Genomic DNA, 26,907 nt, shown 5'->3' with positions numbered 1-26,907 from the left:
GCGCCGCCCCTCCCTGATCGGCCCGACCCCGGCTCGCATCGTGCTCCACCCCCCACGCGTCCTGAGGAAACCACAATCCGCATATGCCCGAGCCTACGCCTGACCTTCACAGAGCGGATACGTGTTGGCACAAAGAGATACGCAACAAGCCATCGCCGACAGGCGCCAAGGGGGCGCATTTGCATAAATGCGCCCCCTGAGTCCCACCCGTACCGTTCAGTCCCTGCGCACCGTGGGCATCGGCATCAGAACGGGCTCCCCCGTCGGCTTCTTCGTGCACACGTCACCGCACTCCGCGTCCAGCGAGCAGCACAGCGAGCAGATCGGCCCGGCCTGCACCGGGCAGTCGGCGATGTCGGGAAGTTCGTACGCCGTCTCGCAGACGCCACAGGTGTGGGTGGCGGTGAGGTCGGTGCCCTCGGCGAGGGTGACGTCCGGACCGTTCACCGGGTTCGGCCGGGCCAGGTAGTACTTGCCCTTCGTGGCCCAGGCGATCGTCGGGCACAGGATCAGCGCGAGGCCGGCGGCGATGAAGGTGGAGAAGGCCTCCGCGTACTCCCCGAAGAGCCCGAAGAACGCCAGGATCGAGACGACGGACGCGATCACCATCGAGCCGAATCCCGCCGGGTTCACCGCGTACAGATACGCCCGCTTGAACTCGATGTACTTGGGGCTCCAGCCCACCCGCTTGTTGATGACGAGGTCGGCGGCGACGGCCGCGATCCAGGCGATGCCCACGTTCGAGTAGAAGCCGAGCAGCTTGTTCAGCGCGGCGAACATGTTCATCTCCATCAGCGTCAGCGCGATGGCGAGGTTGAGGAAGATGTACCAGACGCGGCCGGGGTGCCGGTGGGTGACGCGGGAGAAGAAGTTCGACCAGGACAGGGAGCCGCTGTAGGCGTTGGTGACGTTGATCTTGATCTGGGAGACGATCACGAACAGCGCGGCGGCGGGCAGCGCGACCGAGCCGAGCCACGGCTTCAGCGCCTCGACCTGCGGGGCGATCGGTTCGAGCGCGTGGGTCTTGCCGACGGCTTCGAGGGCCACGAAGGCGAGCAGCGCGCCGCCGATCTGCTTCGCGGCGCCGATGATCACCCAGCCGGGGCCCGCGGCGAGCACGGCGAGGTTCCAGCGCCTGCGGTTCTGCTCGGTCTTGGCCGGCATGAAGCGCAGGTAGTCGGCCTGTTCGCCGATCTGGGCGATGAGGGAGAGCGCGACGCCCGTACCCAGGCCGAAGCCGAGCCAGGAGAAGCCGCTGCCCGCGCCCTCGGTGCCGCCGAAGTGGGTGAAGTCGCCGAACGAGCCCGGGGAGTGGAAGGCCAGGATCACGAACGGCAGCACCAGACCGATCAGCCAGACCGGCTGGGTCCAGGCCTGCACCTTGGCGAGCGCGCCCATCCCGCGGAACACGATCGGGATGACGATGAGCGTCGTCAGCAGATAGCCGACGGGCAGCGGAAGCCCGACCACCTCGTGCATGGCCTGCGCCATGATCGAGCCTTCGAGCGCGAAGAAGATGAAGGTGAACGAGGCGTAGATCAGGGACGTGAGCGTCGAGCCGAAGTAGCCGAACCCGGCACCGCGCGTGATCAGGTCCATGTCCAGGCCGTACTTGGCGCAGGCGCGGGCGATCGGGATGCCGGTCAGGAAGATGATCGTCGCCGCGCACAGGATCGAGGCGAAGCCGCTGGTGAACCCGTAGGTGAAGACGATGGACGCGCCGATCGCGAAGTCGGCGAGATAGGCGATGCCGCCGAGCGCGGTCGAGGCGACCATGGTCGGCGACCAGCGCCGGTAGGAGTGCGGGGCATAGCGCAGCGAGAAGTCCTCGCGGGATTCGTCGGCCGCCAGCTTGGCGTAACTGCGCTGGGGTGCCTGCCGGTTCGGCGGCTGGGGCGGTGCCGGTTCGGCGGTGGGCAGAGCGGTCTCGGTCATCGTCGGCTTCCCGTTCGTCCGTCAGTCAGCGGGGCCTGGCCGTAGCGGCTGGTAGCGGTATACCGGTACGGCGGGTACGCAGAAGGACGGTAGGAGCCGTGCATGACAAGTCTGGGCAGCGCCGGATTGCCTGCCGGTTACGGGAGTTGGGGCCCGGTTAACTCCGGATATCGCGAGCCGGACGAGGCGTCCGGCCAGCGGACGGCGGTGACGGGTGCGGGCGCGCCGGTGGGCGCGGGGTCATTTGACCGGCAGGTGGTAGGCGATCCGGTAGCGATCGGCGGGGACCACGATGTCGGCCGTCTCGACCGGCCGTCCCGAGGCGAAGAAGGTGCGGTGGATGACGATGACGACGTGGCCCGGCACGCCGCCGAGCGCGCTCAGCTCCTCGGCGAGGCCGGGGCGGGCGGCCACTTCTTCCGTCACGTTGTCCACGATCACGTCGATCGCCGCCATGCGCTCGACCACGCCGCAGCCGCCGAGCGGGCCCTCCTCGGGCAGCATCACCGGGGTGCGGCCGGTGACCGCCAGCGGCTCCCACGAGGTGGCGAGCATCATCGCCTCGCCCGCGTCCCGGTACACGTACGCCGTGCGCATCACCCGGTCGCCGGGGCGGATCGCGAGCCGCTCGGCGAGGGGGGCGTCCGCCTCGGTCTGCTCGCTGCGCGACTCCCACGTGCCGCGCGCCGAAGGGTCGGACTGCTCCTGGCGGAAGGGGGTGGAGCCGCCGCCCGTGCGGTATCCGGAGCGGGCGACGCGGCGCTGCACCGGCCGCTCGCGCACATAGGTGCCCGAACCCGAGCGGCCCTCGACCAGCCCCTCCGCCATCAGCACCTTGCGGGCTTCGAGCGCGACCGTGTCCGAAACCCCGTACTCCTCGCGGATCTTGGCCTGGGAAGGGAGGCGGGTGTGCGGCGGAAGCGAGCCGTTGACGATCTTCTCGCGGAGATCTCCCGCGACGCGCAGGTACGCCGGCTGCTCACCGAATGACACTGATTGTTCCCCTCGTTCCCCGCGGGTCCCCGGGCGGTCTCCCCCGACCGCCGACCGCGGAACCCCCATCACATTGATTGACAGACAGCGACAGCCTGGCAACCGTCGGTTGAGGCGTGCAAGCAAAGGCCAAGGAATCACTCGATGTGATGACTTACGGGCGCTCAGGGCTTTACGCAGGGACTTTCTCCAGGTAGTGAGCCATTCACACATCGGCGCCCGTGTCGGCCGTGCGTACGGTTCAGGACGCGCCGGGCTGCCTACGCTCTTCTCATGACCGCGCTGCCCGACTGTTACTGCCCGCTGGACGGCACCCGCGTCCCGTCCGGGTCCCTCACCTGGTGCTGCCCCAACTGCGGCGGACCACTCGACCTCGACCACGCACCGACGCCCGCCTCGCTCAAGTCCCTGACCGGCCGGGTCAACTCCCTGTGGCGCTACGCCGAGTGCCTGCCGCTGCCCACGCCGGACTGCACCCTCGGCGAGGGGCGCACACCGCTCGTGCCGCTCACCGACGGGGTCTCGGCGAAGCTGGACTTCCTGATGCCGACGCTGTCGTTCAAGGACCGCGGCGCCGTCATGCTGGCCGCGCTGGCCGCCCGGCTCGGGCCCGAGCGGGTGATCGCGGACAGCAGCGGCAACGCGGGGACGGCGATCGCCGCGTACTGCGCCCGCGCGCGGCTGCCCTGCACCGTCTACGTCCCCCGGGGCACGTCCCCGAAGAAGCTGGAGCAGATCGGGGCGCACGGGGCCCGGCTGCTCGTCGTCGAGGGCGACCGGGAGGCGACGGCGCGGGCGGCTCGGGCCGCCGCGGACGAGGACGGAGTCTTCTACGCCAGCCACGTGTACAACCCGTACTTCCTGCACGGCACGAAGACGTACGTCCACGAGCTGTGGGAGGACCTGGGCGGGCGGCTGCCCGAGGTGCTGGTCGTCCCGGTCGGCAACGGCACGCTGCTGCTCGGGGCCGCGCTCGCCGTCGCCGAGCTGCACACCGCCGGGCTCATCGACCGGCGGCCCGCGCTGCACGCGGTGCAGGCCGCCGCGGTGGCGCCGCTGGCGGAGGCGTGGCGGGCCGGGGCCGAGGACCTGGTCGGGACCACGCCCATGGCGGCCACCCTCGCCGAGGGCATCGCGATCACCCGGCCGCCGCGGGCCCGGCAGATTCTTCGTGCGGTACGGGAATCAGGGGGCGCCTTCCACACGGTGACGGAGGATCAGCTCCGGCACGCCCAGCTCGATCTGGCCTCGCGGGGCCTGTACGTCGAGTCGACCGGCGTGGCCTGCTGGGCCGCAACCCGCGACGACGGCCCCCTGGGCCCCACCCTCAACACCCGCACCGCAGTGATCCCCCTCTGCGGCGCGGGCCTGAAAACGGGCCTGGCCGGCTGACGGAGAGTCTCGGGGCGGGGCACGAGAAGCCCCGCCAAGGGCCCCGCAAGGGGCGCGGGGAACTGCGCGAGAAGCGGCCACCGCCCGCAGGTCGCGACGAGAGACCCGTGGGGCAGACGCGGATCTTTCAGGGGCGCGGGGAACCGCGCGACCGGCCACGACGCGCCCCGCACCCGAAACGCCACCCGAACCCACCCGGACCGCCTAAACCCCGGCGCGCATGACACACCCGGCACCAACCACCCCGCACGCTCGACCCGTGACCACCACCCCCCGAAGAGCCCTCACCGCCGCCCTCCCCCTCACCCTCGCCCTGACCACCGCCGCCTTCCTGCCGCCCCGCGCCCCGGAAACCCCCACCTGCGCCTCCCCCACCTGGACCCTGACCACCCGCACCGCCGACCCCGCCAACCCCTACTCGGCGTACACCGGAAACGGCTACCTCGGCGCCCGTGTCCCCTCCACCGGCACCGGCTACGCCCACGGCACCCCCGCCGAGAAGACCGGCTGGCCGCTCTACACCCCGCGCTACGACGGCGCCTTCGTCTCCGGCCTCTACGCGCGCGGCCCGAAGAACACCGCCCACCGCCAGGCCCTCGCCGCGCTCCCCAACTGGACCGCCCTGGAGGTGACCGCGCGCGGCGAGACGTACGGCCCGGACAGCCGCACCACGGGCTACCGGCAGCGCGTGGACCTGCGCTGCGGCACGGTCACCACCTCGCTCATCTGGGTCCACAAGGACGGCCGCCGCACCGACCTCTCCTACGAGGTGCTGGCCGACCGGGCCCGCGCCCATGTCGGCGCGGTCCGCCTCCGTGTCACCCCGCACTGGTCGGGCAGGATCACCGTGACCGACCGCATCGACGGCCGCGGCGCCCGCAGGCTGAAGGCGACCGGCACCGGCCCGGCGGGCAAGCGCACGGTCGCCGTCGGCTTCCGCGCCGACGGGACCGGGACGACCGGCACGGTGGCCTCGACCCTGCGCTCCCCCGGCCGCACCCACGAACCGCGCCGCTCGGACGGCCTGAGCGGCAGCACGTCGGCGGAGTTCGACGCCGCCTCGGGAACGCGCTACGACGTCGCCAAGTACGTCGGCGTGGACACCGCGCTGACCTCGCGCGCCCCGCACACCGGCGCGGTGCGCGCCTCCCAGCGTGCGGCGGCAGCGGGCTGGGAGGCGCTGAAGGACGAACACACCCGCGCCTGGCGGGCGTTGTGGTCGTCCGACATCGAGGTGAAGGGCGCCCCGGAGCTCCAGGCGCAGGTGCGCGCGGCCCAGTACGGCCTGCTCGCCTCCGTCCGCGCGGGCGCCCGCGACAGCATCCCGCCGGCCGGTCTGAGCAGCGACAACTACGCGGGCATGGTGTTCTGGGACGCCGAGACATGGATGTTCCCCTCGCTGCTCGCCACCCGCCCCGAGCTGGCCGAGCCGGTCCTCGCGTACCGCTACCGCACCCGTAGGGCGGCGGCCGACAACGCCCTGAAGACGTCGGTGAAGGGCCTCATGTACCCCTGGACGAGCGCGAGTTCGGGCGACCTCTGGAAGGAGTGCCAGAGCTGGTACCCGCCGCACTGCGTCACCCAGAACCACCTCCAGGGCGACATCGCGCTCGCCGCCTGGCAGTACTACCAGGCCACCGGCGACCGCGACTGGCTGCGCGAGCGAGGCTGGCCGCTGCTCAAGGGGCTGGCCCAGTACTGGAGTTCGCGGGTGACGCCGAACAAGGCGGACGGCTCGTACTCGATCAAGAACGTGGCGGGGCCCGACGAGTACAGCAACGGTGTCGACGACGGCGTCTACACCAACGCGGTCGCCGCGACCTCCCTGCGCGCCGCCGCCAAGGCCGCCCGGCTCGTCGGCGAGAGTCCCGGCGCCGACTGGACTCGGATCGCCGAGCGGCTGCGGATCCCGTACGACGCGCGCCGCAAGATCTTCCTCCAGTACGCCGGTTACGATCCCGCGCGCGCCGCCGACATCAAGCAGGCCGACGCCGTGCTGCTGCTGTATCCGCTGGACTGGCGGCCGATGCCGAAGGGCGCGGCGGCCGCGACGCTCGACCACTACGCGGCGCACACCGACCGGAGCGGTCCGGCGATGACCGACTCGGTGCACGCGGCGGCGGCTGCGGCGATCGGCGAGCCGGGCTGCTCGACGTACACGTTCCTGGAGCGGGCCTCGCGGCCGTTCTTCCGGGAGCCGTTCGGCACGTTCTCGGAGGCGCGCGGCGACAAGGCGGGCGGCGACGACGCGCTCGCCGGCGCGCCCGCGCAGGACTTCCTGACCGGCAAGGGCGGCTTCCTCCAGGTCTTCACGCACGGTCTGACCGGGCTGCGCCTGGAGGACGGCGCGGCCGTGCGGCTCGACCCGATGCTGCCGCCCCAGTTGGCGAAGGGCGTCACGGTCAGGGGCCTGCACTGGCGGGGCCGGACGTACGACATCGCGCTCGGCGCCCGCCGCACCACCGTGCGCCTCACGTCCGGCGCCCCCTTCGCCGTGGACACCCCGAACGGCCGCCGCACGGTGACGACGGACGGCCTCACCCTCCCCACCCGCCGCCCCGACCTCACCCCGACCACCGACCTGGCCCGCTGCCGCCCGGCACGGGCGACGTCCGAGGACCCGGGCCAGTACGCGGGCGCCGCCGTCGACGGCAACCCGTCGACGACCTGGCTCCCCACCCGCCCGGGCGCTTCCCTCACCGTCGACCTGGGCGGCCGGAAGACCCTCCGGCAGATCACCGTGACCCGTACGCGCGCGTACCGGGCGGAGGTGTCGGCGGACGGGCGGCGCTGGGTGCCGTTCGAGGCGGGCACGCGGGGACGGTTCGTACGGATCACGGAGACGGGCCGATCGCCGGTCGCGGTGGGCGAGTTGACCGTACGCTGAGCCCCCCCCCCGGCGCCGGGCAGGCGCTTCGGCGGGCCCCCGCCCACGGCTCCGGGCCTCAGCCCACGCCGGCCCCCACGGCTTCAACGGCCCGCTCCCGCTCAGCCCGCCGATCCCCCACCAGCACCTGCGCGACCACGGTCACCACCACATTGACCCCGAGCGCGATCAACCCCGTATCCACCGTGCCGACATCGACACCCCCGCCGAACGTCAGCCAGGTCAGCACCGCCACCCCGGCCACGATCCCGAGCAGCGCGGGCACCGCGCCCAGGCGGACCCGTTTCGCCAGGCCCATCACGATCGCCGGGGCGAGCTGGGTGAGGCCGCCGTAGGTGAGGAGGAGCATGTCGGCGAGGAGGCCGGGGCGGAGCAGGCCGAGTACGAGGGCCAGGGCCGCCGCGGCCACCACGCACACATGGTTCGTACGGAGTTGGGCGCGGGCGGTGCGGGCGGGGAACAGGTTGCGGGAGAGCAGGCTGGAGATGCCGACGACGATCGCGGCGGACGGCACCATCGCCGCCGAGGCCGCCGCGACCGCGACGAGCCCGACCAGCCAGCCCGGCAGGGTCTGCCCGGCGAGGGTGAGGGCGACGGAGTTGGGGGCCGCGTCCTTGGACAGCAGCAGGACGCCCGCGAAGCCGACGATCACCGGGATGCCGAGGGCGATCTGGTAGAGCGGCAGCCAGACGGCGTTGGAGCGCAGGGAGCGCCCGCTGCCCGCGGCGAGCACCGGCGGCCACAGGTGCGCCATGGTGCCGAGCCCGCCGCCGATCGAGGAGATGATGACGGCGGTCACGAAGAACGTGCTGTCGTAGCCCTCTTGATCGAGCGTCAGGAGCGAGGGGTGGGCGTCGCGGATCGTGGTGAAGGTGCCCGAGATGCCGCCGTGCACCGACACCGCGACCCCCACCACCAGCACCACGAGCCCGACGATCATCAGCGCGTCCTTGAGGTACGCGACGCGCGCGATGCCGCGGATGCCGGACCACAGGACGAAGCCGACGGTCAGGACCGTGGCGAGGACCATGCTCCAGTTGCCGCCCGTGCGGCTGCCGGTGGCGAGCTGCACGATCATGCCGAGGCCGGTGATCTGGAGTTGCAGGTACGGCAGCAGGAACACCGCGCCGACGACGGCGACGACCTTGCCGAGCAGCGGGCTGCGGTACCGGTCGACGAAGAAGTCCGCCTGGGTCAAGTAACCGCCGCGCAGACCGAGTTCACGCATGCGCGGGGCGGTGAAGTACTGGAGGACGAAGTTGATGGCGAGGTAGCACAGGGCGTACGACGCGGCGACACCGGCGCCGAACGCGAGGCCCGCGAGGCCCAGGAAGCTGAACGTCGTGAACGACTCACCGGCTTGCAGGAACCACGTGGTGAAGGTGGAGAAGCGGCGCTTGCCGACGGTCCACTCCCCCAGTTCCCTGCTGGGGGCGCGGCGTCCGCTGACGCCGACCAGCGCGATGACGACGATGCCGAGGACCGTGATGACCATGGTGGCGTTCATGCGCGTACGTCCTCCTTCGCGGTCTCTTCGTCGTCCGCGGCCGGGGCGAGCCGGTCGACGAGGGCGAGGGCCGCCGTCGTGCCTGCCGTCCAGATCAGGCACCAGCACAGGACGGACGGGATGCCGAGCCATAGGTGCGGTCCGTTGACGAACGGCAGGTACGGCGTACTGAGGAAGGCCAGGACGGGCACGGCGGCCCAGAGCGCGTGCGGTGATCTCATCGGGGCTCCAGCTGAGGGGAGTTGAGCACCTACGGGAGGGTGGGTGCGTGCCGTCCGTGTCCGGTGGCGGCCTCGTGGGCGGCGCCGACCTCCAGGACGAGGCGTTCGGCGCGCGGCGGGCCCACGATCTGCAGGCCCACGGGAAGCCCGGCCGGGGTGAACCCGGCGGGGACGGAGAGGGCGGGTGCGCCCAGGGCGGAGAGGAAGTACGCGGAGCGCATCCAGTCGAGATAGGTGTGCTGCGGCTGCCCGTCGATGACGCCGGGGTACTCCGACTCGACGGCGAACGGCGCGACTTGGCTGACCGGCGCGATCAGCACGTCGTACCGCTCGAAGAAGGCGACGGCGGCGAGATGGAGCCGGGTGAGTTCGCCGCGGGCCAGGGCGAGTTCGGCGCCGGTGAGCTTCAGGCCCTCCTCGATGTTCCACACGAGGCTGGGCTTGAGGGCGCCCGGGTGGGCGTCGAGGAGCGGGCCGAACGCCTGGTGGAAGGCGTGCGCGCGCAGCGTGCGGAAGGCGTGCTCGGCGGCGTCGAGGTCCGGGCAGTCCTCGACCACGCGGCAGCCCAGGTCCTCGAAGAGAGCGGCCTGCCGGTCGACGACGGCGCGCACCTCGGGGTCGACGGGGACGCGGCCGCCGAGATCGGGCGCGTACGCGACCCGCAGGCCCGTGAGGTCGCGGGTCAGGGAGGTGCGGTACGAGGCCGGGTCCGGGACCTCCAGGGAGAGCGGGCTGCGCGGGTCGGGCCCGGCCATGACCGAGAGCAGCAGCGCGGTGTCGGCGACGGTGCGGCCCATCGGCCCGGCGACGGCCAGGGTCTCCCAGACGTCGCCGGAGGGCAGGGCCGGTACCCGGCCGGGGGTGGGGCGCAGCCCGACGACGTTGCAGAAGGAGGCCGGGTTGCGCAGGGAGCCGCCCATGTCGCTGCCGTCGGCGATCGGGGTCAGCCGGGCGGCGAGCGCGGCCGCGGCGCCGCCGCTGCTGCCGCCGGCCGAGCGCGTGGTGTCGTACGGGTTGCGGGTCGCGCCGAAGACGGTGTTGAAGGTGTGCGAACCGGCCGCGAACTCGGGCACGTTGGTCTTGCCGATGCGGATGGCGCCGGCCGACTCGATGCGCTGGATGAGGAGTTCGTCCTCGTCGGGGACGTGGTCGGCGAAGAGGGGTGAGCCGTGCGTGGTGCGCATCCCGCGCGTGAGGTGGGTGTCCTTGAAGGCGATGGGCAGCCCGTGCAGCGGCCCCAACTCGGCTCCGGAGGCCGCCTGTTCGTCGGCCCACGCGGCGGCCCGTGTCGCGCCCTCGGGGTCGAGGGTGACGATGGCGTTGATCGCCGGGTTGGCGCGCTCGATCCGGTCGAGGTGGGCGGCGACGACCTCGCGCGCGGACAGCTCGCGGCGGCGGATCCGGGCGGCGAGGTCGACGGCGTCGAGAGCGCAGAGCGCGTCGGCTTCGGCGGGGCTCAGGGGCATGGCGGTCCTCGTGCGGGAGGCGACGGTGTGCGCCCCCACACTGCGGTCAACTGATTGTTTCAGTCAACAGTTCTGCACCTGTGAACTTTTCAGACGCCCAATTCACATAAGTGAAACTTATGGTCACCCACCGGCAACAGGGAAGAGCGAGACTCCACGAGCCGGCACCCCGCTGCGCTTCCATGCCTCCACCACCAGATGGGACTGCACGGCCTCGGCGCGCCGCACCCACGCCGACTCGGTGAGGAACGCGTGCAGGGCCTGCTTCGACGGCTGGGTCACGTCGACCAGGATCTGGTGCTCGCCCATCACCACGGCCGCGTACCGCACCAGCGGCGACTCGACGAGCAGCCGCCCCACCTCCTCGACCTCGTCGGGCCGGGTCCTGATCCACAGCAGCGCCTCGACCGGCAGGCCGAGCAGCGCGGGTTCCACGGCCGCCCGGATGCTGACGACGCCCTGCCGGGTCAGCGACTCCACGCGGCGCCGCGCCGTCGCCACCGACACCCCGGCCACGGCGGCGAGTTCGTCGTGCGTGCTGCGGCCGTCCTCGGCGAGCGCGCGCAGGATGGCGTGCTCGTCCGGCGCGAGCCCGTCCAGGACGGCCGGCACCCCGATGTCGTCCACCGGCCGCGCCGTCTCCCCGACGAGCGCGGCGGTCTCGTCGTCGCCGAGGATGCCCGGCGACCACTCGTGCACGGTGCGGAAGTAGCGCAGCACCGGGGAGACCTGCTGCGCAACGAGCCCCGGCAGCGCGGGCACCTCGTCCAGCGCAAGACGCGCCAACTCCCCCGGCTGGCACTGGAGTTCGGCCACGCAGTCGGCGGCGCCCGCGAGCACGTACGAGAAGATGGCGTCGTCCCTGCGGGCGGTGGCGACGGCGGTGTCGCGGACGGCGCCGGGCCGGCAGTTCATGCGCAGGATCACCGTCTCACCCCGCACCACGAGCCCGCGCACCGCCACGGCCCCGCTCTCCAGGAGCCGAAGACCGCGCCGGGCGACCTTCCGCTCGGGCTCCCCGAGCGCGGTGGCGATCCGCCGCCAGGAGGCACGGCCGTCGATCTGGAGGGCGGCGACGATCCGGCGGTCGAGGGCGTCCAGCGGGCCGGTCGGGGCGGTCGGGCCGACCGGGTTCGGTTCAGAGGTCACCGGACGACCCTAATCACCCCGGCCACACGGCCAGGGTCTGGTTGGCGCGATTCCAAGCCGGGGTCGGATGGCAGCGCTACGTGGTGAGCAGCGAAGAGCTCGATGTGCCGTCCCCCGCTTCCGGCATGACCGACGACGTGGTGCCGCTCGATGCCGACTCCGTCCAGCGGAGTGGGCGGGGTGCCGTGGCAGCCAATTCCATGGCGCACCGGGCGGACCGGCAGCCAGACTGCTCTGATGTGCGACCGCCACCCCTGCCCCTCCTGCGCGTACTCGACGCCGTGCCCGGCGCGTACGGGATCTGTCCCGTACGCCTCTGGGGGGACGACGGGATTCCGGGCCGGCGCGGGCCCGGGTCGGCCCTCGGCCCGCATCTGCCGGATCGATCGCGCCGACCTGCAACCGGAGAGGTGACCGATGCCGTCCCAGCGCCCCGAGGAGATCGGCCACGGCCACGTGGTCGAGAGATACGTGTCAAGGACTTACGGCGGCCTCCCGCGCTACCTCGTCCTGAACAGCAGCCGCTTTCTGAGCCCCCGGTGGCGGCACACCACGCGCTTCACCCGGCACCTGCTCGACGACGCCGCCACGATCACGGACGAAGAACTGAGAGCCCTCCTCGGCTACGAGTGGCGCTCACGTCTCACCGCCGCCTGGCTGATCGGCGTCGACCGGCGCGAACGGTTCCGGACGCGCATCGGCGACCTGCTCCTGGCCAGCGAGGTCTGCTACTCCGGAGGGGCCTACTGCTTCGCCCTGGCCCGCTTCGGCACCGTCGCGGACGCCGAGATCCTCACCGCCTACCTCGATCACTACTTGGCCCGCACCGACCTCTACTACGACCAGACCGCTGCCCTCGGGGCCCTGCTTCGCCTCGACGATCGCCTCGGCACCGCCCACGCCCGCCGCTTCACCCGGCCCGACGGCCTCTGGGACCAGTGGGTCGAAGGCGTGGGACGCCTCGGCCGGCCCAGCCCCACCCCCGCCGAGGCTCGCCGCTGGACGGACCTCCAGTGCGACTTCGCCGACGCCTGGACCCCGTCTTGACCGCCTGCTGCGACCACGCGGAGCTGCTGCCGACCTGACGCTGGCCTCGGCGCATGCACACCAAAGGTCCGCCCAACCCGCTCTGCCGCGGATCGGACGGACCTTCGCCGGATGCGTCAGACGTTGAAGCGGAACTCCACCACGTCCCCGTCCTGCATCACATAGTCCTTGCCCTCCATGCGCGCCTTGCCCGCCGAGCGGGCGTCGGCGACCGAGCCCGTTTCGACCAGGTCGTCGAAGGAGATGACCTCGGCCTTGATGAAGCCCTTCTGGAAGTCCGTGTGGATGACGCCGGCCGCCTCGGGGGCCGTGGCGCCCTTCTTGATCGTCCAGGCGCGGGATTCCTTGGGGCCGGCCGTCAGGTAGGTCTGGAGGCCGAGGGTGTCGAAGCCGACGCGGGCGAGGGTGGCGAGGCCGGGCTCCTCGGCGCCGACCGACTGGAGGAGTTCCATGGCGTCCTCCTCGTCGAGCTCGGCGAGGTCCTGCTCCAGCTTGGCGTTGAGGAAGATCGCCTCGGCCGGGGCCACCAGGGCGCGCTGCTCGGCCTTGAAGGTCTCGTCGGTCAGCTCGTCCTCGTCGACGTTGAAGACGTAGAGGAAGGGCTTGGTCGTGAGCAGGTGGAGGTCGTGGAGGAGCTCCTCCTTGCCGGAGCCCTGGACGATGCCCGCCGAGAAGAGGGTGTCGCCCTTCTCCAGGATCTCCTTGGCCTCCTCGACCGCCTTCACCTTCGGGACCACGTCCTTCTTGATGCGCGACTCCTTCTGGAGGCGCGGCAGGACCTTCTCGATGGTCTGGAGGTCGGCGAGGATCAGCTCGGTGTTGATCGTCTCGATGTCGTCCTTGGGCGAGACCTTGCCGTCGACGTGCACGACGTTCTCGTCCTTGAAGGCGCGGATGACCTGGCAGATCGCGTCGGACTCGCGGATGTTCGCCAGGAACTTGTTGCCCAGGCCCTCACCCTCGGAGGCGCCGCGCACGATGCCCGCGATGTCGACGAAGTCGACCGTGGCCGGGAGGACCTTCTGGGAGCTGAAGATCTCCGCCAGCTTCGTGAGGCGGGTGTCGGGGACGCCCACCACGCCGACGTTCGGCTCGATCGTGGCGAACGGGTAGTTGGCCGCGAGCACGTCGTTCTTGGTCAGGGCGTTGAACAGGGTCGACTTGCCGACATTGGGCAGACCGACGATTCCGATCGTGAGCGACACGTTGCGACTTCCCGTACAAGAGGTGGGTGGGGGCGGTCCACCAGTCTACGGCCCCGCCGCCCCCGGCCCGGCGACGCGTCGAACACCCGAACCAACAACGGTCAAGCTTGAACTAAGCGCGTGTCCCGCGGCGTATTGCGCCTATAAGCCCACCTATGTTGGGCCTGTGGAGCAACACAGGACGCGTCCCCCGCAATCCCGGCCCCGCCGCGGCCGGACCCCGCTGCCCCCGCAGGCGCAGGGCGAGCCCGGTGACGGGCGTGCCGTGGCGCCGTCCGCCGAGTCCGCCACCGTCTACCGCGCGGGCGGCGGCGAGGGCCGGCCGATGCCGCCGCTGGTGCGCGCGCTCCGTAGGTTCCCCGACCCGAGACTGACGGGCCTGGGCAGCGGGCTGTTCGCCGCCGCGTCGATGCTGGTGCTCGGGTTCCTCGACGGGCTGCTGTTCGGCGGCGCCGTGGCCGTGTACGGCGTGTTCTTCGTGCTGGTCAGCGGGCTCACCGCGGGCTGGGTGCGCAAGGCGGACCTGGTGACGGCGCCGGTCGCGGTGCCCATCGCGTTCGCCCTCGGCGCCTTCTTCGTCGGCGACGGCGGTGACGGGATCAGCGGGCACCTCGCGGGCCTGGTGACGACCCTGGCGACGAGCGCGGGCTGGCTGTACGGCGGCACCCTCGTCGCCGCTCTCGTCGCCGCCGTACGGAAGGTACGGCTGATGGCGCGGCGCAGGGCCGCGGCCGCCCAGCGCCCGGCCGGGCAGCAGGAGCAGGCCAGGCCCCAGAAGACGCCCAAGCCGCGGCGCGCCTAGGGCCGGTCCCGGGCTCAGGCTTCGCGCGCCGCCATCGCCGCTCCCACGATCCCCGCGTTGTTCTGCAGCTCCGCCGGGACGATCTCCGCCTTGATGCCCTTGATCAGCGGCAGGAACTTGTCGGCCTTGCGGCTGATGCCGCCGCCGATGATGAACAGCTCGGGCGAGAACAGCATCTCGACGTGCGCGAGGTACTTGGTGACGCGTCTGGACCAGTGCTCCCAGCTCAGATCCTCGTCCTCGCGGGCCTTGGTGGAGGCCCGCTTCTCGGCGTCGTGACCGTGCAGCTCCAGGTGACCCAGCTCGGTGTTGGGCACCAGGGTGCCGTCGGTGAAGAGGGCGCTGCCGATGCCCGTACCGAGGGTGAGCAGCAGGACCGTGCCCTTGCGGCCGCGGCCGGCGCCGAAGTGCATCTCGGCGACGCCGGCGGCGTCCGCGTCGTTCAGGATCGTGACGGGCACCCCGCCGAGCTTCTCGCTCAGCAGGGCCTGCGCGTCGACGTCGATCCAGCTCTTGTCCACGTTGGCCGCGGTCCGGATCGTCGAGCCGCCGGTGACGACGCCCGGGAAGGTGATGCCGACCCGGTCGCAGCCGCCCGCGAAGTTCTCCACGACCTGCTTGACCCCGTCGGCCACCGCGTCGGGGGTGGCCGGCTGCGGGGTCAGCACCTTGAACCGCTCCTCGGCGAGATCGCCGCGCTCCAGATCGACCGGAGCGCCCTTGATCCCTGATCCGCCGATGTCCACACCGAAGATCTCCATGCGCTCCACGTTACGACGGGAGACGCACGGTCACTTCCCGGAGGTGGAATCCGCGCGCTCCACGAGGGCGGCGGCCTCGGCGCGCAGGTCGCGGCGGAGCTCCTTGGGCAGCGAGAAGGTGATGGACTCCTCGGCCGCCTTCACGATCTCCACGTCGGCGAAGCCGCGCTGCGACAGGTACTCCAGGACCTGCTCAACGAGGACGTCCGGCACGGAGGCCCCGGAGGTGACGCCGACCGTGGTCACGCCGTCCAGCCAGGACTCGTCGATCTCGCTCGCGTAGTCCACGAGGTGCGCGTCCTTCGCGCCGGCCAGCTTGGCGACCTCGACGAGACGGACCGAGTTGGAGGAGTTGCGCGAGCCGACGACGATGACGAGGTCGGACTCGGCGCCCATCTGCTTCACGGCGAGCTGGCGGTTCTGCGTGGCGTAGCAGATGTCGTCGCTCGGCGGGGAGACGAGACCGGGGAACTTGGTCTTCAGGGCGTCGACGGTCTCCATCGTCTCGTCGACGGAGAGCGTGGTCTGGGAGAGCCAGACGACCTTCTCCGGGTCGCGGACCTCGACCTTGGCGACGTCCTCGGGGCCGTCGACCAGCGTGATGTGGTCCGGGGCCTCGCCAGAGGTGCCGATGACCTCCTCGTGGCCCTCGTGGCCGATCAGGAGGATGTCGAAGTCGTCGTTGGCGTAGCGGATCGCTTCCTTGTGGACCTTGGTGACGAGCGGGCAGGTGGCGTCGATCGTCGCCAGCCTGCCGCGCTCGGCCTCCGCGTGGACGGTCGGTGCGACACCGTGCGCCGAGAACATCACGATCGAGCCCTCGGGGACCTCCTCCGTCTGTTCGACGAAGATGGCGCCCTTCCGCTCCAGGGTCTGCACGACGTACTTGTTGTGCACGATCTCGTGGCGGACATAGATCGGGGCCCCGTACTGCTCCAGGGCTTTCTCGACGGCGATCACGGCACGGTCCACACCGGCGCAGTAGCCACGGGGAGCGGCGAGCAGGACACGGCGGGAGCCAGTCGTAGCAGTCATGTCCCCCATCGTAAGGCCGACCCCAGCAGGCCAAAGATCGCCCGGCTGGGGAGACTGGTGAAGCCCGGGAGCCTGCCCGATCAACGGAGGCACGATGTCCGTACCAGCCGCGTCCGAAGTCCCCGGGACCCCCGAGGTCCCGGACGGCAAACTTCGCCGGAACCTCGGCTTCCGGGATCTGGTGGTCTACGGGCTCCTGTTCATCGCCCCCATGGCGCCGGTCGGCGTCTTCGGCACCCTGGACGCGAAGTCGCACGGCGCGGTCGCGCTCGTCTACGTCGTCGCCACGATCGCCATGGCGTTCACCGCTTTCAGCTACGCCCAGATGGTGCGGGTCGCCCCGCGCGCGGGTTCCGTGTACGCCTACGCGCGCGTGGGGCTCGGAAAGGGGCCCGGGTTCATCGCGGGCTGGATGGCGATGCTCGACTATCTGCTGATCCCGGCGGTGGCGTACCTGTTCTCCGGGATCGCGATGAACTCGCTGGTGCCGGACGTGTCGCGGTGGGTGTGGACGGCGCTCGCCGTGGTGATCACGACGCTGCTCAACCTGTGGGGCGTACGGGCCGCGGCCCGGGTCGGCTTCGCGGTCCTGGCGCTGGAGATCGTGGTGCTGGTGATCTTCATCGTCTCGGCGATCGTGGTGCTGGCGACGGACGGGGCGCAGCGCGGCTGGCTGTCGCCGCTGACCGGGGACGGCACCCAGGGCGCGTTCGCGCTGTCGGCGGTGCTCGGCGCGGTGTCGGTGGCCGTCCTTTCGTACCTGGGCTTCGACGCCATCGCCACGTTCGCCGAGGAGGTCACCGGCGGTTCGGCGAAGGTCGCGCGGGCGGTGCTGTTCTGCCTGGTGCTCACCGGTGTGCTGTTCGTCGCGCAGACGTACCTGGCGGCGCTGCTTGAGCCGGTGTCGTCGGCGCAGATGGCGGCCGATCCGGCGAAGCAGGGCTCCGCGTTCTACGACACCGTGGACGCGTCGGTCGGCGGCTGGCTGCACGATCTGGTGGCGGTGAGCAAGGCGATCGGCGCGGCGTTCGCGGCGCTGGCCGGGCAGGCCGCGGCGGGCCGGCTGGTGTTCGCGATGGCCCGTGACCGGCGGCTGCCGAAGGTGCTGTCCCGGACGGACTCGGGCGTGCCGCGCGCCGCGCTGCTGGTGGCGGCGGTGATCACGCTGGTCGCGGCGGTGTGGGCGGCCCGCCGTGACGACGGTCTCGACCAGTTGACGTCGGTGGTCGACATCGGCGCGCTGACCGCGTTCACGCTGCTGCACGCCAGTGTCGTGGGCTGGTTCGTGGTGCGCCGGCAGGGCGGGCCGGTGAGCTGGTGGCGGCATCTGCTGGTGCCGGTGGTCGGTGCGGCGATCGCCGTCGCGGTGATCGTGGAGGCCTCGGGGACGGCGCAGGTGGTGGGTGCGATCTGGCTGGTGGTCGGGCTCGTGGTGCTGGTGGCGCAGCGCGGGCGGGCGGCGGATCCCGTGTAGCCGGGTGCCGCCCGCCCCGCTCGGGGTGCCCGGGTCAGCGGTGGCGGCCGTTCCTGCGCAGCCGTCCCAGGGCCAGGGCTCCGGCACCGGCGGCCACCAGGGCCACCGCGATGCCGCCGATGACGGCGGTGCCGCGGCGGTCGGACCCGGTGTGGGCGAGGGCGGGGCCGGTGGGCGAGGGCGTGGGGGTCGGGGTGGGCGTGCCGGGGGCCGTGGTGGGCGCCGTGGCGGTGGGCGTCGGGCTGCTCGGCGACGGGGAGGAGGTGGGCGTGGGCGTGGGCGTCGGGGTGCTCTCGGAGGGGGTGGGCGTGGGCGAGGGGCTGCCGGTCGGGGTAGGCGTGGGAGTCGGCGTCGGACTCGGGCTCGGCGTGGCCGTGCCGTTGTCCGGCGACGGCGTCACCGTCGGCGTCGGAGTAGGAGTCGGCGTCGGAGTAGGAGTCGGCGTCGGAGTCGGAGTCGGAGTCGGAGTCGGAGTGGGCGTAGGTGTCGGCGACGTCTCGTCGTCGCACCGCACGACCCCGTCGAACGGGTGGTAGTGCATCTCCCCCGCGTTGACCGCGTTCCCGCCGACCGCCGCCGTCGACCCCTGGACGAGCGACTTGACGATGACGTCACCCTCGATGTTCGAGGAGTCCAGGTCGATGAACTCGGCGCTCGGGGCGTAGACCGTGCCCTCGATCTCGTCGCCGTCGGGGTTGGTGATCCTGGTCGCGTCCGGGAAGTCCCACAGGATGTGGTTCTGGGAGTCGCCGACGCCCGCCATGGTCGGGGCGTGCCAGGTGTAGTCGCCGCCCTCGGCGGTGGTGTCCACGACGACGACCAGGGGCGCGGCGGCCGTCGGCTGATTGAGCAGGGTCAGCGTGGAGATGTTGTCGAGCATCGCGCCGGTGAGGTGCAGCACGTTGGTGCGGGTGGTGTCGAGGCGGAGCTTGATCTGGGAGTTCGCGGGCACCGTCGACTGGTCGGGGAGCGGGTCGCCGTTGCCGTCGAGCAGGGTGACGTTGTTGGCGCAGCTCGCCATCTCGGTCGCCCGTTCCCGGTACGTGGTGAACAGGCCGGGGAAGTCCATGAGGCCGGAGGCGCCGACCTTCGCGGCGGCCTCGCGGGTGCTGAGTTCGATGCGCGGGGTGGCGTCGTACGCGGCGCCCTGGGCGTCGACGTGGGTGTTGGCCGCGGCGCCGTTGCCGTCGGTGTCCAGGGCCTGCCCGCCGGTCATGTCGCCGATCTTGACGTAGCCGTTCTGGAGGACCTTGAGGACGCCGGACGGGTCGCTCTGGTCGTAGCGGACCCGGCCGCCGACGAGCAGCGCGGTGGGCTGCGTGTCGCCGGGGGCGACGAAGGACCCCGCGGTGTTCAGCGAGACGTTGTAGCCGGCGCCGAAGCGGAGGTCACCGCCGACGGCGACCGGGCCCTCCGACTCGGTGCTGCCGAGGTAGGCGTCGTCCTCGGTGACGACCCCGAAGCCGTTACTGCCCGCGACGGGGTTGCCGACCGAGACGGTGTCACGGGCCGGGGCGGCGGGCGCGGAGCTGACCGGTGAGGCGGCCACCAGAGCGCAGGCGCACACGGCGCCGGTCGCCGCCACGGCCACCGGGACAGCGGTCCTGATCAGGTTTGTCATACCGGCCGACGCTAGGGACGGCGGGCGGCGCCGTGCGGCAGGTCGCGCCGGGGCACGCTCAGGACAACCCGTGTGACCCACAGGCTGTCGGTGCAGGCGGCTACGCTCGCGGCATGGCTGTCAACACGTCCCCGGACACCCCGGTCCCCGTCGGTGAGGTGTCCCGGCTGATCGGCGGATGGATCGACCGGCTCGGTGCCGTGTGGGTCGAGGGGCAGATCACGCAGCTGTCCCGGCGGCCCGGCGCGGGGGTCGTGTTCCTGACGCTGCGCGATCCGTCGCACGACATCTCCGTCTCGGTCACCTGCTACCGACAGGTGTTCGACGCGGTGGCGGACGTGGTCCGCGAGGGGTCCCGGGTCGTCGTGCACGCGAAGCCGGAGTGGTACGCGCCGCGCGGCCAGCTCTCGCTGCGGGCCGCCGAGATCCGGCCCGTCGGCGTCGGTGAGCTGCTCGCGCGTCTGGAGATGCTGAAGAAGTCGCTGGCGGCCGAGGGGCTGTTCGCGGCCGACCGCAAGAAGCCGCTGCCGTTCCTGCCGCAGCTGATCGGCCTGGTCTGCGGGCGGGCGTCGGCGGCCGAGCGCGACGTCCTGGAGAACGCGCGGCACCGCTGGCCCGCCGTCCGCTTCGAGGTGCGCAATGTGCCGGTGCAGGGCGTGCACGCGGTGCCGCAGGTCGTCCAGGCGGTCAAGGAGCTGGACGCGCTGGACGAGGTCGACGTGATCGTCGTGGCGCGCGGCGGCGGCAGCGTGGAGGACCTGTTGCCGTTCTCGGACGAGCAGCTGGTGCGGACCGTGGCGTCGTGCCGGACGCCGGTCGTCTCCGCGATCGGGCACGAGCCGGACAACCCCCTGCTCGACTACGTCGCCGACCTGCGGGCCTCCACCCCGACCGACGCCGCCAAGAAGGTGGTGCCGGACGTCGGTGAGGAGTACGAGCGGGTGCGGTTCCTGCGGGACCGGGCCCGGCGCAGCGTGGAGGCGTTCCTCGACCGGGAGGAGCGGGGGCTCGCCGCGGCGCTGGCCCGGCCCTCGATAGAGGACCCGCACCGGATGGTCGACGACCGCGAGGCGCAGATCACGGCGCTGACCGAGCGCAGCCGCCGCACCCTCGGCCATCTCCTGGACCGCGCCGAGTCGGAGCTGACGCACACGCACGCGCGCGTGGTCGCCCTCTCCCCGGCCGCCACCCTCAAGCGGGGCTACGCGGTCCTTCAGAAGGCCGACGGCCACGTGGTGCGCGGCCCGGACGAGACGGCGGGCGGCGAGGAGCTGCGGGCCCGGGTCGCCGAGGGCGAGTTCACCGTACGAGTCACAGAAACCGAAGCGTGAGGACGGACAACAGCATGACCACGAAGGCGGCCGACGAGGCGCTCGGCTATGAGCAGGCCCGGGACGAACTGATCGATGTCGTACGGCGGTTGGAGGCCGGTGGCACGTCCCTGGAGGAGTCGCTCGCGCTGTGGGAGCGGGGCGAGGAGCTGGCGAAGGTGTGCCGGCGCTGGCTGGACGGGGCGCGGGCCCGGCTCGACGCGGCGCTGGCCGAGGAGGCCGACGGGGACGGGGCGGAGGGCGACCCGGAGGAGTGACCGCTGCGGCCTCGCGGGCCCTTGTGAAGAGGGTCACGAGGGTGTTTGTTGAAAGTTGAACCTCATCGGCGTAGGGTCGGGGACATCAGTTGATCCGTACGAGAAGGTTGATCAATGTCCCTCGTTCTTGACTCCGCCGCCCAGGACCTGCTCTTCCGCGAGGCCCGCACCGCGAACACCTTCACCGACGAGCCGGTGACCGACGAGCAGGTCCAGGCGATCTACGACCTGGTCAAGTACGGCCCGACCGCCTTCAACCAGTCGCCGCTGCGCATCACCCTGGTCCGCTCCCCCGAGGCCCGCGAGCGCCTCGTGAAGCACATGGCCGAGGGCAACCAGCCGAAGACCGCCTCGGCCCCGCTGGTCGCGATCCTCTCCGCGGACAACGAGTTCCACGAGGAGCTTCCGCAGCTGCTCCCGCACTTCCCGCAGGCCAAGGACGCGTTCTTCTCCGAGCGCCCGGTCCGCGAGCAGGCCGCGCTGGTCAACGCCACGCTGCAGGCCGGCTACTTCATCATGGGCGTGCGTGCCGCCGGTCTGGCCGCGGGCCCGATGACCGGCTTCGACTTCGCCGGCGTCCAGAAGGAGTTCCTGGACGACGACCACACCCCCCTGATGGTCATCAACATCGGCAAGCCCGGCGACAACGCCTGGTTCCCCCGTTCCCCGCGCCTCGAGCTCGACCAGGTCATCACCACGGTCTGAGCCCCCACGCACCCGAAAGGGCCCCGGCTTCCCCCAGAAGCCGGGGCCCTTTCGCATGATGAGATGCCGCACGAAGTGCGCGTCTCAGGGGCGCGAGGAACTGCGCGAGAAGCGGCCACCGGGCCGCACACGAACGACAACCCGGGTGCGGGCGACCGCGCGACACGTCACACCGACGTGTCGCGCTCCATCTTCAGCGCCTCGGCCATCTTCGTCAGGCCGTCGAAGCCCGCCGTGCCGGTCACCACCGTCGTGGCGTTCTTCTGCTTCAGGACCAGGGCGTCGTACTTCTCGCCCGTGTAGCGCTGCCACCGCGCGCCGTTGATGGTCTGCTCGTGGCGGGTCTCCTCGGCGCCCTGGCTCGCCTCGTCGATGAAACGGGTCGGCTTGTCGGTCGACTGCTCGACGGCGATGTACTGGCCGTCGGGGTCGAGGAAGCCGAGGTGCCAGGCCTCGTTGCCCTCGCCGTCGTAGCGCACGGACGTGGGCTTCCACGACTTCGCCAGGCCCTCGGGGGCGGCCACCGGATAGGAGGCCGCGCGGCGGGCCGAGAGCAGCTCCACCCGGTAGTCCACGCGCTTGACAGGCGTCTCCTTGGAATCGTCGTGCGGGACGAACACGTAGATCACGCCCGCCGCCACGACGCAGACACCCAGGGACAGCACCAGGCTGCCCACCGTCTTCTTGCCATTTCTTCCTGCCACCCGCCCATCGTCGCAGGTGGCCGAACGATCTCCGCCGGGAGGTCCCCGTTCGCGGCCCGGTATGCACACCGATGTGCATACCTGTCATGAACGTATCCGCTCATTCGTGGGGCGGTCTGCTCAGATTGTCGTACGAGCGATAGAGTCGGGGCACATCAACCCTCATCCGGCCGTCGTCGTATCCCGGCAGGAAACGCCGGAACAGAAAGGTGCGTCTCGATGACCGAGCATCAGCATCACCAGCTGCCGTCCGAACTCGAGGTTCCTTCCGAGGCCCCCGACCGCAACCTCGCCCTGGAACTGGTCCGCGTCACCGAGGCGGCCGCCATGGCCGCCGGCCGCTGGGTCGGGCGCGGCGACAAGAACGGGGCGGACGGCGCCGCCGTGCGCGCCATGCGGACCCTCGTCTCCACCGTGTCGATGAACGGTGTCGTCGTCATCGGCGAGGGCGAGAAGGACGAGGCCCCGATGCTGTTCAACGGGGAGCACGTCGGGGACGGGACCGGCGCCGAGGTCGACATCGCCGTCGACCCGATCGACGGCACGACGCTCTGCGCGAAGGGCATGCCGAACGCGATCGCGGTGCTGGCCGCCGCCGACCGCGGCACGATGTTCGACCCGTCCGCCGTCTTCTACATGGACAAGCTGGTCACCGGCCCGGAAGCCGCGGACTACGTGGACATCAACGCCCCGGTGTCGGTGAACATCCGCCGGGTCGCCAAGGCGAAGCGGCGCGCCCCCGAGGACGTCACCGTCGTCATCCTCGACCGGCCGCGCCACGAGGGCATGATCAAGGAGATCCGGGAGACCGGCGCCCGGATCAAGCTGATCTCGGACGGCGATGTCGCCGGTTCGATCCTCGCCGTGCGCGAGGGCACCGGCATCGACCTGATGCTCGGCATCGGCGGTACGCCGGAGGGCATCATCTCCGCCTGCGCCATGAAGTGCCTGGGCGGTGTGATCCAGGGCAAGCTGTGGCCCAAGGACGACGAGGAGCGGCAGCGGGCGCTCGACGCCGGGCACGACCTGGACCGGGTGCTGTCCACCGACGACCTGGTCTCCGGGGAGAACGTGTTCTTCGTGGCCACCGGCATCACGGACGGCGAGCTGCTGCGCGGGGTCCGGTACCAGTCCGAGGGGGCGACCACGTCGTCCCTCGTGATGCGGTCCAAGTCCGGGACCATCCGGCAGATCGACTCGGAGCACCGGCTGAGCAAGCTGCGCGCCTACTCCGCGATCGACTTCGACCGGGCCAAGTAGCGGGCCCGGATCTCGGCTGAGGGCGCCCCGTCGCACGGGGCGCCTTTTTGCGCCTCGGCGCTTGCTAGCCTGCCGCCGCCACCGGGCGCCCCGTGTTCTTGAGCTCCACGTCGCGGCGGCGCCTGCGGGCGAGGACGACGCGGCGTTCGGCCGCCGTCAGGCCGCCCCAGACCCCGTACGGCTCCGGCTGGAGCAGGGCGTGCTCGCGGCACTCGACCAGGACCGGGCAGCGGGCGCAGACCCGCTTGGCCGCCTCCTCGCGCGCGAGGCGCGCGGCGGTGGGCTCCTTGGATGGGGCGAAGAACAGTCCCGCCTCGTCGCGCCTGCACACGGCCTCCGTGTGCCACGGTGCGTCCTGATCGCGGTCCCGCACGGGCACCCGCTGCTGCGGAACGGCGGCTACCTGCGAGGACTGATGCGGCGGATGCAGCACGGTCTACTCCTGACGACGGCTTACGGCGGCTTTCGCGAGCTTCAGAGGCAACAGGGTCGATCGCTGAACGACCGGTAGACGATGCCCCAAGCTCTACCCGCTGTGTCGACGCCTATGCACTGAGTTCCGAAGCACGGAAGTTCCCGAGGGCGTACGGGAGTTCAGCCGCAGGCTTCCGGCGGGCTCAGCCGAAGTGCTTGCGCAGGTGCTTCTCGATCTTCGCGACGATCTTTCCGCGCTTGGGTCTCGCCTCGACGCTGCCGAGCACCGCGGCGCCGTCGACATAGACGACCGGGGCGTCCGGCTCCGGCGCGTCCAGCGCGTCCACGTCGAAGCTGCCGAGGATGCCGCCGCCGCTGCCGCGCAGCGAGATGTTCTCCGGGACGCGGATGTCGACGCTGCCGAAGACGGAGACCGCCTTGATGTAGACCTGCGGGTACTCGAAGATCGCCTCGCTGAGGTCGATCTCCACGCTGCCGAACACGGCGTACGCGTGCGTGCGCCGGCCCACGCGCCAGCGGCCCCTGCGGGTGGTGGAGCTGAACACCGCCACCAGGTTCTCCCCCGGCAGCGGCGGGATGGTGCCGGGCGCCGGCCGGTCCGGCGCCGCGGAGGCGACGGACGGTCCGCCCGCGTGCGCGCCGGGCAGATCCCTGACCAGCGGCTCCAGCTCACCGACCGTCTTGGCGCGGTACACCCCGTCGATCCGCTCGGCGTGCTCCTCCGCGTCGAGCCGGCCCTCCGCCAGCGCCTCGCGCAGGATGTCCGCGACGCGGTCGCGGTCCGCGTCGGACGCGCGCAGGTCGGTCGGCTCCGCCACGGGGGCGCTGGGCTCGGGGCTCTTTTGAAGGTCCACGACAGCAGCGTACCCAAACGCGATAGATCGCGACTAGGGTGCGCGGGCACCGAACCGGGACCGACTGAGCCTTACCTCACAGGCCCGGCCGCGCGAGCAGGTTCTAACCTGGTTGGCGCTGCCAACGGATGCCAGCTGCCACCGGTCGAAAGAGGAATGGGCGAGATGCCTGAGTTCGCGTACACCGATCTGCTCCCCCAGGGCGAGGACACCACCCCGTATCGCCTGGTGACCTCGGAGGGTGTCTCCACCGCCGAGGGGCCGGACGGCCGTACGTTCCTGAAGGTCGAGCCGGAGGCGCTGCGCAAGCTCGCCGAAGAGGCGATCCACGACATCCAGCACTACCTGCGCCCGGCCCACCTCGCGCAGCTGCGCCGCATCGTCGACGACCCCGAGGCGTCGAACAACGACAAGTTCGTGGCGCTCGACCTGCTGAAGAACGCGAACATCGCGGCGGCGGGCGTGCTCCCGATGTGCCAGGACACCGGCACCGCGATCGTCATGGGCAAGCGCGGGCAGAACGTGCTGACCGAGGGCGCGGACGAGAAGGCGCTCTCCAAGGGCATCTACGACGCCTACAAGAACCTGAACCTGCGCTACTCGCAGATGGCCCCGCTGAACATGTGGGACGAGAAGAACACCGGCTCGAACCTGCCCGCGCAGATCGAGCTGTACGCGACCGACGGCGGCGCCTACAAGTTCCTGTTCATGGCCAAGGGCGGCGGCTCGGCCAACAAGTCGTTCCTCTACCAGGAGACGAAGGCCGTCCTGAACGAGGCCTCCATGATGAAGTTCCTGGAGGAGAAGATCCGCTCGCTCGGCACGGCCGCGTGCCCGCCGTACCACCTCGCCATCGTCGTCGGCGGTACGAGCGCCGAGTACGCGCTGAAGACCGCCAAGTACGCCTCCGCGCACTACCTGGACAACGTGCCCTCCGAGGGCTCCGCGCTCGGCCACGGCTTCCGGGACAAGGAGCTGGAGGAGAAGGTCTTCGAGCTGACGCAGAAGATCGGCATCGGCGCGCAGTTCGGCGGCAAGTACTTCTGCCACGACGTGCGCGTGGTGCGCCTGCCGCGGCACGGCGCCTCCTGCCCGGTCGCCATCGCCGTCTCCTGCTCGGCCGACCGCCAGGCCGTCGCGAAGATCACCGCCGAGGGCGTCTTCCTGGAGCAGCTGGAGACCGACCCGGCGCGCTTCCTGCCCGAGACCACCGACGAGCACCTGGAAGAAGAGGGCGATGTCGTGAACATCGACCTCAACCAGCCGATGGACGCGATCCTCGCCGAGCTGACCAAGTACCCGGTCAAGACCCGGCTCTCCCTGACCGGCCCGCTCGTCGTCGCCCGTGACATCGCGCACGCCAAGATCAAGGAGCGGCTGGACGCGGGCGAGGAGATGCCCCAGTACCTGAAGGACCACCCGGTGTACTACGCGGGCCCCGCGAAGACGCCCGAGGGCTACGCGTCGGGCTCCTTCGGCCCGACCACGGCCGGCCGGATGGACTCCTACGTGGAGCAGTTCCAGGCCGCGGGCGGCTCCAAGGTGATGCTGGCCAAGGGCAACCGCTCCCAGCAGGTCACCGACGCGTGCGACGCGCACGGCGGCTTCTACCTCGGCTCGATCGGCGGCCCGGCCGCCCGTCTCGCCCAGGACTGCATCAAGAAGGTCGAGGTCGTCGAGTACGAGGAGCTCGGCATGGAGGCGGTCTGGAAGATCGAGGTCGAGGACTTCCCGGCGTTCGTCGTCGTCGACGACAAGGGCAACGACTTCTTCCAGAACCCGGCCCCCGAGCCGACCTTCACGACCATCCCGGTGCGCGGCCCCGGCCTGGCCTGACCGCACGCGCGCCTCACGCGCGTATCCGCC

General features: G+C 71.4%; 23 protein-coding genes. 10 read left to right on the top strand and 13 right to left on the bottom strand.

Features of this window, described 5'->3' with window-relative positions; translation table 11 throughout:
• Positions 1-216: 216 nt before the first annotated feature.
• Together K377_RS16870 and K377_RS16865 are read right to left on the bottom strand one after the other, a co-directional pair.
• Entirely contained in the window at positions 217-1,935 is a 1,719-nt protein-coding gene (locus tag K377_RS16870) for a cytosine permease (protein ID WP_111664147.1), read from the bottom strand.
• A gap of 240 nt (positions 1,936-2,175) precedes the next feature.
• Positions 2,176-2,928 carry a GntR family transcriptional regulator gene (locus K377_RS16865; protein WP_111664146.1) on the bottom strand — a complete coding sequence of 251 codons (753 nt, stop codon included), beginning with the start codon at positions 2,926-2,928 and terminating at the stop codon, positions 2,176-2,178.
• Between the two features lie 273 nt (positions 2,929-3,201).
• Between K377_RS16865 and K377_RS16860 the strand changes: the two genes are divergently transcribed.
• Complete coding sequence (locus K377_RS16860) at positions 3,202-4,320, top strand: pyridoxal-phosphate dependent enzyme (protein ID WP_111664145.1); 1,119 nt, start codon at positions 3,202-3,204, stop codon at positions 4,318-4,320.
• Between the two features lie 220 nt (positions 4,321-4,540).
• Positions 4,541-7,207: a discoidin domain-containing protein gene (locus K377_RS16855; protein ID WP_111664144.1), complete on the top strand. Its 2,667-nt coding sequence runs from the start codon at positions 4,541-4,543 to the stop codon at positions 7,205-7,207.
• 58 nt (positions 7,208-7,265) lie between these two features.
• Here the strand turns inward: K377_RS16855 and K377_RS16850 are convergent, their stop codons facing one another.
• The 4 genes from K377_RS16850 to K377_RS16835 all read right to left on the bottom strand — a co-directional run bounded on the left by K377_RS16850 (position 7,266) and on the right by K377_RS16835 (position 11,550).
• Positions 7,266-8,714, bottom strand: a complete 1,449-nt coding sequence (locus K377_RS16850) for a sodium:solute symporter (RefSeq protein ID WP_111664143.1) — start codon at positions 8,712-8,714, stop codon at positions 7,266-7,268.
• A complete protein-coding gene (locus K377_RS16845; protein WP_111664142.1) occupies positions 8,711-8,935 on the bottom strand; it encodes a hypothetical protein in 225 nt (74 codons plus the stop codon). The genes K377_RS16850 and K377_RS16845 overlap by 4 nt, the downstream gene beginning before the upstream one ends.
• A gap of 29 nt (positions 8,936-8,964) precedes the next feature.
• Positions 8,965-10,401 (bottom strand): amidase, encoded by a 1,437-nt coding sequence (locus K377_RS16840; RefSeq protein ID WP_111664141.1) that lies wholly within the window; start codon positions 10,399-10,401, stop codon positions 8,965-8,967.
• A gap of 123 nt (positions 10,402-10,524) precedes the next feature.
• On the bottom strand, positions 10,525-11,550 hold the full coding sequence (locus K377_RS16835) for an Lrp/AsnC family transcriptional regulator (RefSeq protein ID WP_111664140.1): 1,026 nt from the start codon (positions 11,548-11,550) through the stop codon (positions 10,525-10,527).
• A 417-nt stretch (positions 11,551-11,967) separates the two neighbouring features.
• On the opposite strand from K377_RS16835, the gene K377_RS16830 reads away from it, so the two are divergent.
• Positions 11,968-12,597, top strand: a complete 630-nt coding sequence (locus K377_RS16830; RefSeq protein WP_181512584.1) for a DUF6000 family protein — start codon at positions 11,968-11,970, stop codon at positions 12,595-12,597.
• Positions 12,598-12,713: 116 nt separating this feature from the next.
• Here the strand turns inward: K377_RS16830 and ychF are convergent, their stop codons facing one another.
• A complete protein-coding gene (gene ychF, locus K377_RS16825; RefSeq protein WP_111664139.1) occupies positions 12,714-13,802 on the bottom strand; it encodes a redox-regulated ATPase YchF in 1,089 nt (362 codons plus the stop codon).
• A gap of 166 nt (positions 13,803-13,968) precedes the next feature.
• On the opposite strand from ychF, the gene K377_RS16820 reads away from it, so the two are divergent.
• Positions 13,969-14,604 carry a DUF6542 domain-containing protein gene (locus K377_RS16820; protein ID WP_111664138.1) on the top strand — a complete coding sequence of 212 codons (636 nt, stop codon included), beginning with the start codon at positions 13,969-13,971 and terminating at the stop codon, positions 14,602-14,604.
• Between the two features lie 14 nt (positions 14,605-14,618).
• Here K377_RS16820 and ppgK read toward each other — a convergent pair whose 3' ends face one another.
• Positions 14,619-15,365: a polyphosphate--glucose phosphotransferase gene (ppgK, locus tag K377_RS16815; RefSeq protein WP_111664137.1), complete on the bottom strand. Its 747-nt coding sequence runs from the start codon at positions 15,363-15,365 to the stop codon at positions 14,619-14,621.
• A gap of 30 nt (positions 15,366-15,395) precedes the next feature.
• A complete protein-coding gene (locus K377_RS16810) occupies positions 15,396-16,409 on the bottom strand; it encodes a 4-hydroxy-3-methylbut-2-enyl diphosphate reductase (RefSeq protein WP_111664136.1) in 1,014 nt (337 codons plus the stop codon).
• Between the two features lie 85 nt (positions 16,410-16,494).
• On the opposite strand from K377_RS16810, the gene K377_RS16805 reads away from it, so the two are divergent.
• The gene (locus tag K377_RS16805; RefSeq protein WP_111664135.1) at positions 16,495-17,874 is read left to right on the top strand and encodes an APC family permease; all 1,380 of its coding nucleotides are present in this window, start codon (positions 16,495-16,497) and stop codon (positions 17,872-17,874) included.
• Positions 17,875-17,908: 34 nt separating this feature from the next.
• On the opposite strand, the gene K377_RS16800 is transcribed toward K377_RS16805, so the two are convergent.
• Positions 17,909-19,495, bottom strand: a complete 1,587-nt coding sequence (locus tag K377_RS16800) for a choice-of-anchor A family protein (protein WP_111664134.1) — start codon at positions 19,493-19,495, stop codon at positions 17,909-17,911.
• A gap of 113 nt (positions 19,496-19,608) precedes the next feature.
• Here K377_RS16800 and xseA point away from each other — a divergent pair, with 113 nt between their 5' ends.
• From xseA to K377_RS16785, 3 genes are all read left to right on the top strand, one after another.
• Positions 19,609-20,826 carry an exodeoxyribonuclease VII large subunit gene (gene xseA / locus K377_RS16795; protein ID WP_111664133.1) on the top strand — a complete coding sequence of 406 codons (1,218 nt, stop codon included), beginning with the start codon at positions 19,609-19,611 and terminating at the stop codon, positions 20,824-20,826.
• A gap of 14 nt (positions 20,827-20,840) precedes the next feature.
• A complete protein-coding gene (locus tag K377_RS16790; RefSeq protein ID WP_111664132.1) occupies positions 20,841-21,083 on the top strand; it encodes an exodeoxyribonuclease VII small subunit in 243 nt (80 codons plus the stop codon).
• Between the two features lie 114 nt (positions 21,084-21,197).
• Positions 21,198-21,788: a malonic semialdehyde reductase gene (locus tag K377_RS16785; RefSeq protein ID WP_111664131.1), complete on the top strand. Its 591-nt coding sequence runs from the start codon at positions 21,198-21,200 to the stop codon at positions 21,786-21,788.
• 167 nt (positions 21,789-21,955) lie between these two features.
• On the opposite strand, the gene K377_RS16780 is transcribed toward K377_RS16785, so the two are convergent.
• Complete coding sequence (locus tag K377_RS16780; RefSeq protein WP_111664130.1) at positions 21,956-22,492, bottom strand: DUF4245 domain-containing protein; 537 nt, start codon at positions 22,490-22,492, stop codon at positions 21,956-21,958.
• A gap of 219 nt (positions 22,493-22,711) precedes the next feature.
• Here K377_RS16780 and glpX point away from each other — a divergent pair, with 219 nt between their 5' ends.
• A complete protein-coding gene (gene glpX / locus K377_RS16775) occupies positions 22,712-23,752 on the top strand; it encodes a class II fructose-bisphosphatase (protein ID WP_111664129.1) in 1,041 nt (346 codons plus the stop codon).
• A 64-nt stretch (positions 23,753-23,816) separates the two neighbouring features.
• Here glpX and K377_RS16770 read toward each other — a convergent pair whose 3' ends face one another.
• Entirely contained in the window at positions 23,817-24,185 is a 369-nt protein-coding gene (locus tag K377_RS16770) for a WhiB family transcriptional regulator (protein ID WP_111664128.1), read from the bottom strand.
• Positions 24,186-24,369: 184 nt separating this feature from the next.
• Entirely contained in the window at positions 24,370-25,041 is a 672-nt protein-coding gene (locus K377_RS16765) for a DUF1707 domain-containing protein (protein ID WP_111664127.1), read from the bottom strand.
• A gap of 165 nt (positions 25,042-25,206) precedes the next feature.
• Here K377_RS16765 and K377_RS16760 point away from each other — a divergent pair, with 165 nt between their 5' ends.
• Positions 25,207-26,877, top strand: a complete 1,671-nt coding sequence (locus K377_RS16760) for a fumarate hydratase (RefSeq protein ID WP_161194987.1) — start codon at positions 25,207-25,209, stop codon at positions 26,875-26,877.
• Positions 26,878-26,907: the final 30 nt, after the last annotated feature.

Source organism: Streptomyces sp. PsTaAH-137, from assembly GCF_003259365.1.
In the GTDB taxonomy this organism is placed as follows: Bacteria; Actinomycetota; Actinomycetes; order Streptomycetales; family Streptomycetaceae; genus Streptomyces.
Note: the sequence above shows the minus strand (reverse complement) of the source record. Positions and strands in the feature narration are given on the sequence as shown.